Source organism: Streptococcus sp. Marseille-P6264, assembly GCF_902460355.1.
GTDB lineage: Bacteria > Bacillota > Bacilli > Lactobacillales > Streptococcaceae > Streptococcus.
In genome coordinates this window covers 212605-227961 of the sequence record NZ_CABPTO010000001.1, presented here as the reverse complement: position 1 = coordinate 227961, position 15357 = coordinate 212605, and the positions used below count along the sequence as shown (strand labels likewise).

The 15357-nt window shown below is 41.0% G+C and carries 12 protein-coding genes; 4 read left to right on the top strand and 8 right to left on the bottom strand.

Going from position 1 to position 15357, the window contains the following annotated elements; all coding sequences use genetic code 11:
- Positions 1-24 precede the first annotated feature (24 nt).
- The 4 genes from ffh to xerS all read left to right on the top strand — a co-directional run bounded on the left by ffh (position 25) and on the right by xerS (position 4884).
- A complete protein-coding gene (ffh, locus tag FZ941_RS01220) occupies positions 25-1593 on the top strand; it encodes a signal recognition particle protein (RefSeq protein WP_125446558.1) in 1569 nt (522 codons plus the stop codon).
- A 61-nt stretch (positions 1594-1654) separates the two neighbouring features.
- A complete protein-coding gene (locus FZ941_RS01215; RefSeq protein ID WP_148886539.1) occupies positions 1655-2446 on the top strand; it encodes an alpha/beta hydrolase in 792 nt (263 codons plus the stop codon).
- 359 nt (positions 2447-2805) lie between these two features.
- A complete protein-coding gene (locus FZ941_RS01210) occupies positions 2806-3309 on the top strand; it encodes a GNAT family N-acetyltransferase (RefSeq protein WP_148886538.1) in 504 nt (167 codons plus the stop codon).
- A 504-nt stretch (positions 3310-3813) separates the two neighbouring features.
- Positions 3814-4884 (top strand): tyrosine recombinase XerS, encoded by a 1071-nt coding sequence (gene xerS, locus FZ941_RS01205; RefSeq protein ID WP_148886537.1) that lies wholly within the window; start codon positions 3814-3816, stop codon positions 4882-4884.
- 77 nt (positions 4885-4961) lie between these two features.
- Here the strand turns inward: xerS and FZ941_RS01200 are convergent, their stop codons facing one another.
- From FZ941_RS01200 to FZ941_RS01165, 8 genes are all read right to left on the bottom strand, one after another.
- Positions 4962-5594, bottom strand: a complete 633-nt coding sequence (locus FZ941_RS01200) for a putative bacteriocin export ABC transporter (protein ID WP_148886536.1) — start codon at positions 5592-5594, stop codon at positions 4962-4964.
- A gap of 1 nt (position 5595) precedes the next feature.
- A complete protein-coding gene (locus FZ941_RS01195) occupies positions 5596-7605 on the bottom strand; it encodes a DUF1430 domain-containing protein (protein ID WP_148886535.1) in 2010 nt (669 codons plus the stop codon).
- Positions 7606-7764: 159 nt separating this feature from the next.
- The gene (locus tag FZ941_RS01190) at positions 7765-8754 is read right to left on the bottom strand and encodes a lipoate--protein ligase (protein WP_125372831.1); all 990 of its coding nucleotides are present in this window, start codon (positions 8752-8754) and stop codon (positions 7765-7767) included.
- Between the two features lie 14 nt (positions 8755-8768).
- Complete coding sequence (gene lpdA, locus FZ941_RS01185) at positions 8769-10472, bottom strand: dihydrolipoyl dehydrogenase (protein WP_148886534.1); 1704 nt, start codon at positions 10470-10472, stop codon at positions 8769-8771.
- Positions 10473-10544: 72 nt separating this feature from the next.
- Positions 10545-11588: a dihydrolipoamide acetyltransferase gene (locus tag FZ941_RS01180; protein WP_148886533.1), complete on the bottom strand. Its 1044-nt coding sequence runs from the start codon at positions 11586-11588 to the stop codon at positions 10545-10547.
- A gap of 220 nt (positions 11589-11808) precedes the next feature.
- Entirely contained in the window at positions 11809-12801 is a 993-nt protein-coding gene (locus FZ941_RS01175) for an alpha-ketoacid dehydrogenase subunit beta (RefSeq protein WP_148886532.1), read from the bottom strand.
- Between the two features lie 18 nt (positions 12802-12819).
- Positions 12820-13788, bottom strand: coding sequence for a thiamine pyrophosphate-dependent dehydrogenase E1 component subunit alpha (locus FZ941_RS01170; protein ID WP_148886531.1), 969 nt, complete (start codon positions 13786-13788; stop codon positions 12820-12822).
- 397 nt (positions 13789-14185) lie between these two features.
- On the bottom strand, positions 14186-15352 hold the full coding sequence (locus FZ941_RS01165; RefSeq protein ID WP_148886530.1) for an acetyl-CoA carboxylase biotin carboxylase subunit family protein: 1167 nt from the start codon (positions 15350-15352) through the stop codon (positions 14186-14188).
- Positions 15353-15357 lie beyond the last annotated feature (5 nt).

Below are 15357 nucleotides of genomic sequence, written 5' to 3'. Positions count from 1 at the left end.
TGATAATTAAGAGGAGAAATATTTATGGCTTTTGAAAATTTAACTGAACGCTTACAGAACGTCTTTAAAAACCTACGCAGAAAGGGCAAAATTTCTGAGAGTGATATCCAGGAAGCGACCAAGGAGATCCGCCTTGCTCTCTTGGAGGCTGACGTTGCCCTGCCTGTTGTTAAAGACTTTATTAAAAAGATTCGTGAGCGAGCTATTGGACACGAAGTTATTGACACGCTCAATCCAGCTCAACAAATCATTAAAATCGTAGATGAAGAGCTAACAGCCATTCTAGGTTCTGATACTGCCGAGATTATCAAGTCACCAAAGATTCCGACTGTTATCATGATGGTAGGTTTGCAAGGGGCTGGTAAGACGACCTTTGCGGGTAAATTGGCCAATAAACTCAAGAAAGAAGAAAACGCCCGTCCTTTGATGATTGCGGCGGATATCTACCGTCCAGCGGCTATTGATCAGCTGAAAACACTAGGGCAACAGATTGATGTGCCAGTCTTTGCCTTGGGTACCGAGTTTCCAGCAGTAGAGATTGTCCGTCAAGGTTTGGAGCAAGCCAAGGCTAACCACAACGACTATGTCCTGATTGATACGGCTGGTCGCCTACAAATTGATGAAAAGCTCATGCAGGAGCTAGCTGATGTCAAGGCATTAGCACAGCCAAATGAAATTCTGCTGGTAGTCGATGCCATGATCGGTCAGGAAGCAGCAAACGTAGCCCGTGAATTTAACAATCAACTCGAAGTGACTGGGGTTATCCTGACCAAGATTGATGGGGATACCCGTGGTGGTGCAGCTCTGTCAGTCCGTCAGATTACTGGCAAACCAATCAAGTTTACTGGTACCGGTGAAAAGATTACTGATATCGAAACCTTCCACCCAGACCGTATGTCTGGCCGTATCCTCGGTATGGGGGATATGCTGACCCTGATTGAAAAGGCCGCTCAAGAGTACGATGAGAAGAAATCTCTTGAAATGGCTGAAAAAATGCGGGAAAACACCTTTGATTTCAACGATTTCATCGACCAGCTGGACCAAGTGCAGAACATGGGTCCTATGGAAGAATTGCTCAAGATGCTGCCAGGTATGGCCAATAATCCTGCTCTCAAAAATATCAAAGTAGATGAAAAAGAAATTGCCCGTAAACGTGCCATCGTATCCTCTATGACACCAGCCGAGCGGGAAAATCCAGACCTGCTTAACCCAAGCCGTCGCCGTCGGATTGCAGCTGGGTCTGGTAATAGCTTTGTCGAAGTCAACAAGTTTATCAAGGACTTTAACCAAGCTAAACAAATGATGCAGGGCGTCTTATCTGGAGATATGAACAAAATGATGAAACAGATGGGGCTCAATCCTAACAATCTTCCTAAAAATATGCCGGGCGGCATGCCTGATATGTCGGCTTTAGAAGGCATGATGGGCCAAGGAGGCATGCCTGATTTATCTGCCCTAGGCGGAGCAGGAATGCCAGATATGAGTCAACTTTTCGGCGGTGGCCTAAAAGGTAAAGCAGGAGAATTCCTCATGCGCCGCAGCATGAATAAAATGGCCAAGCAAATGAAGAAAAACAAGAAAAAACGGAAGTAATCGCAAACAAGTTACATAATTTGGTTTATGTAGCTTGTTTTGTACACTTAGGAAAAAAGAAATGAAAAAGTTTATTAAGTACCTAATTCGGCTTTATAACGACATACAAGCGAAGCTCACTTCCCATCCCATCAGCCATCTGCCCTTTAGCAAAGTTGATATTCAGCCAATTATCATGATTCCGGGCAGTTCAGCAACAGAGAATCGTTTTAACAAAATGGTTAGAAAGCTCAATCACGGCCAGCATCCTCACCATAGTCTCGTTCGTATCAAAGTCTGGAATGACGGCCGCATGACTTATCGTGGGCATTTGAAGCGCAAGGATAGAAATCCCATTTTTGTGGTAGGTTTTCAGAATAATCGCGATGGTTATAAAAATATCAAGAAGCAGGCTGCTATGTTCAACGCTGCCATAACTGTTTTGCGAGATAAGTACTCTTTTACTAGCTTTAAAGGGCTGGGACATTCTAACGGAGGCCTAGTATACACAGCTTTCCTGCAGCAATATCTGGCAAACTATTCTGGGTTGGAGATGGAAAAGCTCCTGACTATTGGCAGTCCTTACAATCTGAACAAGAAAAATCTTAATCATCGAGTCCCAATGCTAGATGAATTTGTAGCTAATCAGGGAAAACTGCCTAAGAAGCTTCAGCATTTATCGATTTTAGGAATATTTTTCCGAGACGGTGACGGAATTGTCCATAGAAGCAGTGTAGAGGCCGGACGCCTGATTTACAAAGGAAAGATCGCTTCGTATAGAGAAGTCGTCATCACAGGCAAGTCTGCTCATCATTCATCCCTACCACAAAATGAACAGGTAGTTGATTTGATTAGGGAGTTTTTGTTGGGATAGACTCATGTCTTTTAAAAAATTACATACTTTTAATAATTAAATGGAAAATGAAATCGAAGAAATTTAATTGTACAAAACGAGGTAGAATATACAATTGAAATAGTAGATTCAATTGTATATTTATTAAGATGATAATGTGTGGATTAAGCTGAATAGTAGTAGTTGTATGCTGGATAATTATCCCTTTTTAATGTTATAATATATGGCACATAGTCTTATGTTATGAGGTGAAATTTTGGCAAATAATAGACAAATTGAAACGTTAGGTGTTTCACATCTGGCAACATTTATTAATCAAAATATAATATTTTTTGCTTGTGAGCGACAAATTGTGTTTTGTAAGAGAGGAATTTAATAGTATGAACATAAGTGAATTATCAAGCGAATATGAAGTACGCAAACTAACGGAAGATGATGTCGACATACTATATCAGTTGTCACTTGGAAAACCTATGTATTTTGAATATTGTCCTCCTGCTGTAACGAAAGAATCTATTATTCAGGATATGAGTGCACTTCCACCAAGAACCACAAAAAAAGAAAAGTATTATGTGGGATATTTTAAGCAAAATCATTTAGTTGCAGTTGCGGATTTAATTGTGAAATATCCCAATGAACAGACTGTCTTTGTAGGGTTCTTTATGATGGCGATAGAATATCAGCAAAAAGGAATTGGAAGTAAACTGGTAAAGGAATTAGAAGAATTTTTTAGGAAGAATGGATATCACTACATTCGTCTAGGATTTGTGAAAGGAAATCCTCAAAGTGAAGCATTTTGGAAAAAGAATGGTTTTATACCAACAGGAATTGAGATGGTGCAGGAACGTTATACAGGAGTTGTGATGCAAAAGGAACTGAAGTAAGCTAGAAATTCCGATTTATCAGTATCAAAAATAGAATACGAACGACAGGAAACATCGTAGCACTTTGGACAAGTTACCTAGTTTCTTTTTAAACAAACTCATCAACGTTCTTAGTTTGAGGTTCTCTTGTTTTGATATTTACATTAGCAATTATATCCTGATATAATATTTTAAATTATCATAATCAAATTTACGTAAAGAAGTTTTAGCTTTTTTAGCATTATTACGTCTTTGACGATAATGATTTATGTTATTGATAACTTTTTTAAAATCGTTGTAATTGGTGAAAGTCATTCCGTAAATAGCTTTTAAAATTTCCAGTTTTCACTTAAATAAAGTACATTATCGGGATTAAGTTTAGTTTGAAAAAATTTTGGTTACTATTTTGTAGTAAAGTCAGATTGCTTAATTTCTCCTACCATCTTTCCGAAAAACTATAATTTTCTTGAAAAATATATCTAGATATGCTATACTTCTTTTATAGAAAATTATGAGGAAGATGGAATGAAACGCGAGATTTTATTGGAACGAATTGATAAGCTGAAGCAAATCATGCCCTGGTACGTTCTAGAATACTATCAGTCCAAGCTGGCGGTACCTTATAGTTTTACGACCTTGTATGAATATCTTAAAGAATACGATCGATTTTTTCGCTGGGTTTTAGACTCTGGTATATCTGACGCTTCAGAAATTGCTGGGATTCCTCTCTCGGTCTTGGAAAATATGACTAAGAAAGACATGGAGGCCTTTATTCTATACTTACGGGAGCGCCCACTTCTCAATGCAAATACGACCCAAAATGGTGTTTCCCAGACAACCATCAACCGGACTCTGTCAGCTTTGTCCAGCCTCTACAAATATTTGACTGAGGAAGTTGAAAACGAACAGGGTGAGCCCTACTTCTATCGAAATGTGATGAAAAAGGTTGCTACCAAGAAGAAAAAGGAAACTCTGGCCGCTCGTGCAGAGAATATTAAGCAGAAGCTCTTTTTAGGGGATGAGACAGAAGAATTCCTCCAGTATATTGATACAGAGTACCCTAAGAAGCTCTCTAATCGCGCCCTGTCCTCTTTTAACAAGAACAAGGAACGAGATCTAGCCATCATTGCCTTGCTGCTAGCCTCTGGTGTTCGTCTGTCTGAAGCCGTCAATCTGGACCTAAAAGACATCAATCTCAAGATGATGGTTATTGAAGTAACTAGAAAAGGCGGGAAAAGGGACTCTGTCAATGTCGCTGCTTTTGCCAAGCCCTATTTAGAAGAGTATTTGAGCATTCGGAGTAAGCGATACAAGGCCGAAAAGACGGATACAGCCTTCTTTTTGACGGAATACCGTGGCACTCCGAATCGAATTGATGCTTCCAGTGTCGAAAAAATGGTAGCCAAGTATTCTGAGGACTTCAAGGTGCGGGTGACGCCTCACAAACTCCGCCATACACTTGCTACACGTTTATACGATGCAACCAAATCTCAAGTTCTCGTCAGTCACCAGCTGGGGCATGCTAGTACACAAGTTACTGACCTCTACACCCACATTGTCAATGATGAACAAAAGAATGCTTTGGATAAACTATAGTTTACAGAACTAAAATTATGACACATGCAATAGTAAATGCTCTATGAACAAAAAATCATAGAGCATTTCTACTTAACTTAAATAGTGTTTAACCGAATCACTTCATCGGCCTTTTCCCAAATCACTGGATTATGAGTTGCAAGAATTATCAAGCGGTCCGGCTTTTTCAATGATAAAAGCAAGTTCATAATTTCTTGTGAAGTTTCTGGATCGAGTGCTGCAGTCAGTTCATCTGCCAAAATCAAAGGAGGATCCTTGAGGATGACTTTGGCCAAGGCGACACGCTGTGCTTCTCCGCCTGATAATTCGTAGATTTTTTGATCAAGAGTGAGATAATTCAATCCCACCTTTTCTAAGACTTCTTCTTCTCGCTTCTTCTTCTCTTGTTTAGTCCATTTTTGACCAATCAATCCAAGTTCTAAATTTGCAGCTATGATCTCGTTTTCAAGAAGACCAAAATTTTGAAAGAGATAGCCTAATTCATTTTTGAAAAAATGATGAGATTTGATTTGCTTAAGCTCTTGCCCTCGGTAGCTGATGCTTCCCTTATCATAAGGTTCCAGCTTAGCCAGAATATTGAGTAAGGTTGTTTTGCCACAACCGCTATTTCCGATTAGGGCATAGACTTTTCCTGATGCAAATTGCAGATTGATATCCTGAAAGACAGTCCGTTCTCCAAATGATTTTGACAGGTGTTCTATTTTTATCATATTAGGCTCCTTTCAGAATAATGGGCAAGAAATGCTCCTCTTTATGCGAGCGGTAAAGGAGAATCAGCCATGCATTAATCGTAAATAATAAAAACGTGACGAGAGCAATCCACCATTCCTGTGTGAGAAAGAAAATCAGGACACTACCTAATAGCAGCATGGTAATCTCTGATACGAGCATACTTTTGTGAATTTTCAAAAAGTCCATGCCCGCAATTTTCTTCAGAAAGATCGGTCTTCTAAACTCTTCAAAATAGAGGAAATTCATGGTGTTAAAGAGTAGAATGGAAGTAGCTATTGCAAAGATTCCTCCTGCAATGGTAATGAGATTCTCTAATTGAATGGATTGGGTCATCTGCTGGTATACAGACGCCGCATAGTCATATTGACTAACATTTTTTTCAAGCCCATTCTCAACTACTAGTTTCTTGCTTTTTTCCAGACCATCAAAGTAGAGATAAGAATTAAGATGAGAAAAATAAGGATTATCGTAGCCACCAAAGCTTCTAGGTAGAACAACAACCAAAATCGGGTCTGTCAAGAATTGCTGATAGATCATCGGTGTATTATTATAGATAAATCGTTTTTGGTTGTTAGGAAGATAGGTCACCCGTGCTTTCATAGGCAACTGACTCTTTCCTTGTTCATCACTAGGAGTCAGATAATCTTCATAGCGTTTTTTCAACTCCTCTTCTTGCCCTTTCAACTTTTCAGGAAGCAAGAGTCCAAATTCTCCAGCTTGCAAGTGATTCAAGCGCTCTTTTTCCTCAGGGGAAACTAAGATCCTTTGGATATCAAGGTAATTTGGTGTTACATACAGGGTGTTGGCAAGAGGATCGTAATCTGTGATCGAAAGCTCTCTCCCTGTTCTATGATCGTTCATGAAGCCTTTTGAATTAAATGCGGCAAGCTGATGATGGACCAAAAGTCCACCTTTTTCAATGCCAGACTCGATCAGTTTAGACCATTTAGCTATTTGTTCAATTTGCATTTCTTTGTTTGTCGTTTGTAAAACATTTTCCCGATTCAAACTAATTTGTATCCAATTTGTCTCTTTAGACCAAGCCAAACTTCCCTCTTGATAAGTCTGCCAGATAGAGCCATAGATGCTGACACGATGAATTGAGAGACCAATGACAGTGATTGCAAGAAATTGACATGTAAAGAGAAAAACTAAAATCCTTTTTACTGGAATTTTCCCTTTTAAAAGGCTAACCAAGTGCACCGTCTGGATGCTGAAAGCAAAGATAAAGGACAGGAGAGCTGATACGATGAGTAAGAGCATATTGTAAATGATACTACTCGAAATGATGAAGGAATAGGCAAAGGGGGTTAATTGTAAACAATAAATCAAAATGGATCCTAAGGCACTGGCTCCAATACATCCTAAAAGCAGCTCTCTGCTGTCTTCCATGAGAGAACGTCCAAAGAGTTGGTACCGTCTCATCCCTGCAATGTAACGAATCCCTGCACTCCTCAATTCAAGTGTTTTTTGAATAATGGCCAATGCACTAAAGCTAAGAATAAAAATAACCAAGGCTAAGGATTGGGAACCGGAACCAAAAAATGCCATAAAATTCTGCAAGAGATTAGGCTTATTCATGAAAGTCTTTGAGAAACCAAGTTCGTGTAGTTTTTGTTCCAACTTTTCGAGTGGTAACTTCCCTGAGAGTATATAGTAATTGGTAAGTAAGCTTTTCTTAGAAGCGACTTCTTTATCTGCTTTTTTGATGCCCTTTGGCATCTCTCCCTCTCCGTAGAGATCGTAGGAGAACTTGACCTGACCTTGCGAATCCGTTTGTTGAATCTGGCGAGCGATTACACTATTGCTTTCCCTTGCTAACTGATCTAAATTGGCTGAAAGCTCCTCATAGGTGACAGTTCTTTCTTGTTTAAGAACTCCTACTACAGGGAGGCTTCGGTAGATGAGCGTATTTGGTGAAATAAAGGCAATCCAAAGAAGAAAGCTGGTGACAAAAAGATTAGAAAAGATAATAAAGACTCGTTTCATAAGCTCACACTTTCTAAAGAGAGATTGAAGAGAGATACTTCTAGTTTTTCAAACGACTTTATCCATCTATATAATACCATAAAAGTAATATATTAGAAACTATTTATAGGTAAAACTGAGTCCAAAAAAGAGATCCGCAAAAGCGAATCTCTCATGTTTTTATCCTACTACTGCTTCAGCGATTTCTTCACGACTGATACCAGCAAAATAGCGGGTAATATCTATTGTTTCCAGTGCTTTGAGGACATCCTCACGTTCATAGCGAACACCGCGAAGGACATCTTCTACTGCTGCGACGTCTTCGATACCAAAGAAGTCACCATAAATCTTGATGTCTTGGATTTTAGACTCGATAACATTGGCAAAAACTTCGACCTTACCACTAGGGAATTTTGTTCCACGACGGACGTTAAACTCAGGTGATTTACCGTAATTCCAGTCCCAAGTACCAAATTTAGTATCCTTGATACGATTGATTTCAGCTAATTCTTCTTCTGAGAAGACGTATTCTGTCATCTCAGGGTATTCTTTTTTCATATAAGCCAGGAGAAGATCTTTAAACTCTTCAACAGTGATTTTCTCTGGTAGCTCGTCCACAATATTGGTCACACGAGCACGGACAGATTGAACTCCCTTGGATTCAAACTTATCCTTAGAAACCTTAAGAGCATTGGCCAAGACTGACAAATCCACATCAAATAGCAGACAGCCATGGTGCATGATACGGCCATTAATGTAGGCTTGGGCATTGCCACAGAATTTCTTGCCATCAATTTCCAAGTCATTCCGCCCAGTGAATTCAGCCTTTACACCAAGTTGAGCCAAGGTATTGATTACTGGCGTTGAGAAGCTCTTGAAGTCAAAGGCTTTATTCTCATCTTCTTTGGAAATAATCGTGTAGTTGAGGTTGTTAAGATCGTGGTAGACAGCTCCACCACCGCTAATGCGGCGCACAACTTCGATACCATGTTCCCGTACATAGTCGCGGTTGATTTCTTGGATGGTGTTTTGATGGCGCCCGACAATAATTGATGGCTTATTGATCCAGAGCAGGAAAATTTGATCCTCATCAAGGAGATGCTTAAAAGCATACTCCTCGAGAGCGATATTAAAGGCAGTATCATTGCTATTGTTAATGATATATTTCATTGACGAGACATCCTTTATTTTTTCTTAGGTGAATGGATGGCCATTCCTAGAACATCTGCAAATGCTTCGTACATAACTTCAGAGTATGTTGGGTGTCCGTGGATGGTCTTGAGCATTTCTTCAACAGTGATTTCCATTTCGATGATACTTGATGCTTCGTTGATCAATTCTGCAGCTGCAGGACCAATGATGTGAACACCGAGGATTTCTCCGTATTTCTTATCAGCGATGACTTTAACGAATCCTTGGGCCGCATCAGAAGCAATGGCACGTCCGTTAGCCGCAAAGTTGAATTTACCGATAGCAACATCGTATTTCTCACGAGCTTGCTCTTCTGTTAAACCAACTGCTGCTACTTCAGGAAGAGTGTAAATGGCTGCAGGAGTCAAGTTAAGTTTCGCTACAACATGGTTTCCTTTAAGGGCATTTTCAGCAGCAACTTCACCCATACGGAAGGCTGCGTGGGCCAACATCTTGGTACCGTTGATATCGCCCGGTGCGTAAATACCTGGAACAGAAGTTTCCATGTACTCGTTGACCTTGATACGGCCACGATCCAATTCGAACTCGACATCGCCAATACCCTCTAGATCTGGCACACGTCCGATAGAAAGCAGAGCTTTATCTGCGAGGATATCTTCTTTTCCTTCAACCTTGATACGAAGTTTGCCGTTTTCTTCGATGATTTCTTCCAACTTAGTTTCAGTCAGAATTGTCATACCCTTGCGCTCCAAGATGAGACGAAGGTTCTTAGAAACTTCCGCATCCATGGCTGGAACGATACGATCCATCATTTCAACAACCGTAACTTTTGAACCAAAGGTCATGAAGGCTTGACCAAGCTCAATACCAACAACTCCACCACCGATGATCACGAGGCTTTCTGGCACTTCGTTCATTTCCAGAATATCATCACTGGTCATAACAAGAGATGATTCCATACCAGGAACGTTAATCTTGCTGACTTTTGAACCACCAGCAAGGATGATCTTCTTGGTTTCAAGCAATTCTGAACCATTAACCAAAACATTCTTGTCTTTAGTAATGGTACCAATACCCTTATGAACATCTACGCCATAGCTGCGGAGAAGGCCAGCAACACCACCCACCAAGGTATTGACAACTTTAGACTTGGTTGCTAGGAGATTGTCCATATCAACTGTAAAGTTTGGATTTTCAATGACAATACCACGATTTGCTGCATGACCGATGTTTTCGATAATTTCAGCATTGTGGAGATAAGTCTTAGTTGGGATACAGCCACGGTTCAAGCAAGTTCCGCCGAGTTCAGACTTTTCAACCAAGGCAATCTTGCCACCAAGTTGAGCCGCTTTGATGGCAGCTACGTATCCAGCAGGACCACCGCCGATAACAACGATATCGTAAGCGTCATCGCTCTTACCATCATCATTTGATGCACTTGCTGCAGGTGCAGGGCTAGCTGCTGGCGCTGCTGCTCCTGCTGTTGGGATATTTTCGCCTTCTTCACCAAGGTAACCGATAACTTCCGTTACAGGGACAGTTTCGCCATCACCCTTGAGAATGGCAATCAAGTAGCCATCTTCTTCTGCTTCCAATTCCATGCTGACCTTGTCAGTCATGATTTCCAAAAGGATTTCCCCTTCTTTGACAAATTCGCCGACTTTTTTATTCCATTGAACAATTTGTCCTTCGGTCATATCCACGCCGGCTTTTGGCATAATTACTTCTAAAGCCATTTTTATTTCCTTTTCTAATTAGTTCTTCATTTGCTGAGCGCTTCTTTGCTTTTCAGACTAGCAAAGAAAATCTTATACCAACATTGAAATTGGGTCTTCAATCAGAGCCTTCAAGTCCTTCATGAACTTAGCTCCTGCCATTCCATCAACTACACGGTGGTCAATGGTCAAGCCCAAGCTCATAATTGGACGGATAACGATTTCTCCATTCACAACGACAGGTTTTTCAACTGTTGAGCTGACACCCAAGATAGCAGAGTTTGGTTGGTTGATGATTGGTCCAAAAGACTGTACACCAAACATTCCCAAGTTACTAATCGTGAAGGTTGAGTTTTGCAGTTCGCTCGGTGCCAACTTACCATCCAAAGTACGTCCGATAACGTCTTTAAAGGCGACAACTAACTCTGACAAGCTCATTTTTTCTGCGTTGTAGACGACTGGTGTCATCAGGCCATTGTCCATACCGACTGCCATAGCCAAATTCACATAATTGTGAGTGATGATCGTCTTACCTTCGTCCGTCAATGAAGCGTTGAGATAAGGGTGCTTCATCAATGTCTTGACAACAGCAAGCGAAAGCAGGTCTGTCACAGTTACTTTCTTGCCAGTTGCTTCTAGGATTGGCTCTAGAACTTTTTTACGCAGAGCCAACATTTCTGTCATGTCAACATCATAGTTGAGGGTAAAGGTTGGCGCAGTTAGGTAAGATTCAACCATCCGTTGTGCGATAACCTTCCGCATTGGCGTCATTGGAATACGCTCAATTTCACCGTAAGGAGTGATGTTGTCTGGAACTTCTTCCACTTTCTCGATTTGAGCAGGAGACTTAATCGTATCCGACTCAATATTTTCAGGCAGAAAGGCAAGGACATCTTTTTTCATAATCTTGCCACGATGGCCAGTTCCTTGAATTTCTTGCCAAGCGATATTATGTTCTTGGGCAATTCGTTTTGCCAGTGGCGAAATCCGCACCACATTTGTATCTTTATAAATTTCCACGTCTTCTTTGTGGACACGACCGTTTGCGCCTGAGCCAGAAACATCATAGAGGTTGATTCCCAAATCATCCGCTAACTTTCTAGCAGCAGGAGTCGCTCTTAGCTTATCATCAGCCATGACCTCTCCAATTCTAATTATGATACTAAGGGCACTGACTGCAAAGAAAAAATAGTTTCAATTCCTTCCAGTCGTAACCCTACAAGTTATTTTAATGCTATTTGTAACGACTATCAGCCATCACGAAAGTTTTAACATCTTTGACCCTCTACACAAGATTAGATTACATAAAATAATCTATGTAATCTAATCCATGAGAAAGCCTTTTCTTTATTATACCTTATTCTTTATGATATGTCTTCCGAATAGCGTCTTTGATGCTTTCAACAGTCGGAATCATCGCGTTTTCCAAGTTTTGTGCATAAGGCATTGGCACATCTTCACCTGCACAACGGCGGATTGGTGCATCTAGATAGTCAAATGCTTCAGATTCAGCAATAATCGCTGAAATTTCACCAATAAAACCGCTAGTTTTGTGGGCATCATTTACCAGAACAACCTTACCAGTCTTCTTAACAGAATTGATGATAATATCCTTATCAAGCGGCACCAATGTACGTGGGTCAACGACTTCTACAGAGATACCTTCTTCTGCCAATTCTTCAGCCGCCTGCATGACACGGCGCAGCATTTTTCCGTAGGTAACAACTGTTACATCAGTACCTTCTTTTTTGATTTCGCCAACGCCAAGCGGAATCGTGTAGTCCGGATCAACCGGCACCTCCCCTTTTTGGTTAAATTCTGACTTGTACTCAAGAATGATGACTGGGTTGTTATCGCGGATAGAAGACTTGAGCAGTCCTTTCATATCCGCAGGTGTACCTGGTGCCACAACCTTAAGTCCAGGGATATGCGTAAACCAAGACTCTAGAGATTGTGAGTGCTGCGCTGCGGAACCCACTCCATTACCAGCTGCACAGCGAATGGTCATCGGAACTTGTCCTTTACCACCAAACATATAACGTGTTTTAGCCGCTTGGTTGACGATATTATCCATGGCAATCACAGCAAAGTCCATGAAGGTCATATCCACGATGGGACGGAGTCCTGTCATAGCTGCTCCTGCTGCCGCTCCAGAAATCGCTGCTTCTGAAATCGGACAGTCACGTACACGCTCAGGTCCAAATTCTTCCAGCATACCAACAGATGTTCCGAAATCTCCACCGAAGACTCCGACATCTTCTCCCATCAAGAGTACATTTTCATCGCGACGCATTTCCTCAGACATAGCGAGGATAATGGTGTCACGAAAAGACATAGTTTTAGTTTCCATTTTCTTTTTCTCCTCTCTTTAGTCTGCGTAAATATCTTCAAAGGCAGATTCAAGCGGCGGGAATGGGCTTTCTTCTGCAAACTTGACAGATGCTTCTACTGCCTCTTTGACACTAGCTTGGATAGCTTCTAGCTCTTCCTCGCTTGCAATCTTGTTTTCCAGCAGGTATTTACGAAGATTTTCGATTGGATCTTTCTTCTTCCATTCGTCAACTTCTTCACGAGTACGGTATTTACCAGGGTCAGAAGATGAATGTCCCAACCAGCGATAGGTTACACTTTCGATCAGAACTGGTCCCTTACCACTGCGAACATGCTCGACAGCCTTTTGGAAGCCTTCATAGACATCGAGAACATTATTTCCGTCTTCGATGAACATGCCTGGAATACCATAAGCTGCGCTGCGCTGATGAATATGGTCAACATTGGTCATTTTCTTGATGTCAGCAGAAATACCGTAGCCGTTATTGATACAGTAGAAAATAACTGGTAGATTCCAGATGGAAGCCATGTTGACTGCTTCATGGAAAACACCTTCGTTGGTCGCACCGTCACCAAAGAAGCAGACAACAATCTTGCCTGTCTTTTTCATTTGCTGGGTCAGAGCTGCTCCGACAGCGATTCCCATACCGCCTCCTACAATACCATTGGCACCAAGGTTTCCAGCATCCAGATCGGCAATATGCATAGAGCCGCCTTTTCCTTTACAAGTACCATTATACTTACCAAGGATTTCAGCCATCATACCATTCAGGTCAATGCCTTTGGCAATGGCTTGGCCGTGTCCACGGTGATTAGAAGTGATTAAATCATCCGGATTCAAAGCTAACATTGCACCAACGTTTGCTGCTTCCTCACCAACTGAAAAGTGAGTCATGCCTGGAACTTTTCCTTTTTTTACAAGTTGCGCAATTTTCAAGTCCATGCGACGGATCTCTTCCATCTTACGGAACATCTCTAATAAGAGAGATTTATCTAAAGTTGCCATTTCTTTGCCTTTCTAAAACGCTGTTCAATCGTGAACTAAGACAATTGTTGGGAGCTGACCAAGTCGCACTGAGCTTTCATGAATATCCCACGCGCTCGAATTGTCCTATAATTCCGAATGATACAGGGTATAAGAATTATTTATTTCCCTTCTATTCTAACGAATATTGTAAGCACTGTCAAAGTTTTTGCTCAAATTTTTTCACAAAGAAAAATCAGCATATCGCATAGATACGCTGATTGATAAAACAAAAATAAATATTTCACAAACTATCATTCTTAGATTTTTTTGAATGGTTCAATAGATTCAAAACTAGATTCTCATTCTATTTCCGCAACACTATTATATATGCTGACTGGATGTTCACCGCTGTAAGAGAACTATTTGCTATAAAAAATTATTCTGCTTTCTTTCCAAAGTCCGCAATCATCTCTTCCATCTGCTCCCGACTTGGAGTGGTCAGCATGTAGAGGTAATCACCTTGCAACTCTGCGAAGGCCGCTGGCATATCTTTTTTGACTTTAAAGTTATCCCGATACTTTTCTAACAACTCCGCCTCTGAATAGGCATAATGTGAGCTTGCGCGACGAGATGTTGCCAAGCAGAATAATGGCTCCATGTCTGATTCGGGGAAAGGTTCCCCCGCAACAATATTCGCGTATCCACGATAGAGATCGATTGAGTGAGCGTAATTATAAACATCGATGGTGAAACCACCTGCTGGACGGTTATTGTATTCGATAGCTATGTAATCATCGTCTTTACGGAAAAATTCGATATGGAAAAAGCGCTCTTTCATGCCAAATGCTTGAACGATAGCTTCCCCATAAGCACGAAGTTTTGGATCCATCTCCTTGAGGACATAGTAAGAATTATCCATTTTATAAAGCATGAGGTCAAGCGGTGTGTAGGCGTAGTCAAAAGTTGTTGAAAAGACAATATTCCCCTCGGAATCAATCAGGCCATCAAACGTACAGATCTCGCTAGAAGTCACAAATTTTTCAAAGAAATAGACAGTCTCCTGATCCCATTCAGACTTAAAATGCTCGACATCCGCAGCTGTCTCAATCTTAAACGTGGCTGCTGCTCCCACTCCATTATCTGGCTTGGCAATCAGAGGAAGGCCGATTTTTTTGACAGCCTGATCCACATCCGATAGTTTTCTGACAACCTGACCTGGAACGACTGGCACACCAGCTTTCTTGAAGAGTTTCTTCATTTCAGACTTGAATTTGGTCTTTTTCAGGTCATCTGGCTTAGCTCCAAAAACGTTAAATTGTTCCCGCAACTGGGCATCTTGCTCCAGCCAGTATTCATTATGGGATTCAATGCGGTCAATCGGTCCATGTTTGTAGAAAAGGAAGGCTACCGCACGTTTAACTTCGTCCAGATTTTCCAAATTGTCAACACGGAAATACTCTGTCAAAGCGTTCTGGAGACCTGGTCCTAACTGTTCATAAGGCTCCTGTCCGATACCAAGCACCGTAATACCTTTGTTAGCCAGCTCAATCGTAAACTGCTGGAAATTTTCTGGATAATAAGGTGAAATAACAATATAATTCATAGTAA

Excerpts from the sequence above, each read along its gene's own strand:
- ffh (WP_125446558.1), top strand. The coding sequence starts at position 25 with ATGGCTTTTGAAAATTTAACTGAACGCTTACAGAACGTCTTTAAAAAC.
- FZ941_RS01215 (WP_148886539.1), top strand. The coding sequence starts at position 1,655 with ATGAAAAAGTTTATTAAGTACCTAATTCGGCTTTATAACGACATACAA.
- FZ941_RS01210 (WP_148886538.1), top strand. The coding sequence starts at position 2,806 with ATGAACATAAGTGAATTATCAAGCGAATATGAAGTACGCAAACTAACG.
- xerS (WP_148886537.1), top strand. The coding sequence starts at position 3,814 with ATGAAACGCGAGATTTTATTGGAACGAATTGATAAGCTGAAGCAAATC.
- FZ941_RS01200 (WP_148886536.1), bottom strand. The coding sequence starts at position 5,594 with ATGATAAAAATAGAACACCTGTCAAAATCATTTGGAGAACGGACTGTC.
- FZ941_RS01195 (WP_148886535.1), bottom strand. The coding sequence starts at position 7,605 with ATGAAACGAGTCTTTATTATCTTTTCTAATCTTTTTGTCACCAGCTTT.
- FZ941_RS01190 (WP_125372831.1), bottom strand. The coding sequence starts at position 8,754 with ATGAAATATATCATTAACAATAGCAATGATACTGCCTTTAATATCGCT.
- lpdA (WP_148886534.1), bottom strand. The coding sequence starts at position 10,472 with ATGGCTTTAGAAGTAATTATGCCAAAAGCCGGCGTGGATATGACCGAA.
- FZ941_RS01180 (WP_148886533.1), bottom strand. The coding sequence starts at position 11,588 with ATGGCTGATGATAAGCTAAGAGCGACTCCTGCTGCTAGAAAGTTAGCG.
- FZ941_RS01175 (WP_148886532.1), bottom strand. The coding sequence starts at position 12,801 with ATGGAAACTAAAACTATGTCTTTTCGTGACACCATTATCCTCGCTATG.
- FZ941_RS01170 (WP_148886531.1), bottom strand. The coding sequence starts at position 13,788 with ATGGCAACTTTAGATAAATCTCTCTTATTAGAGATGTTCCGTAAGATG.
- FZ941_RS01165 (WP_148886530.1), bottom strand. The coding sequence starts at position 15,352 with ATGAATTATATTGTTATTTCACCTTATTATCCAGAAAATTTCCAGCAG.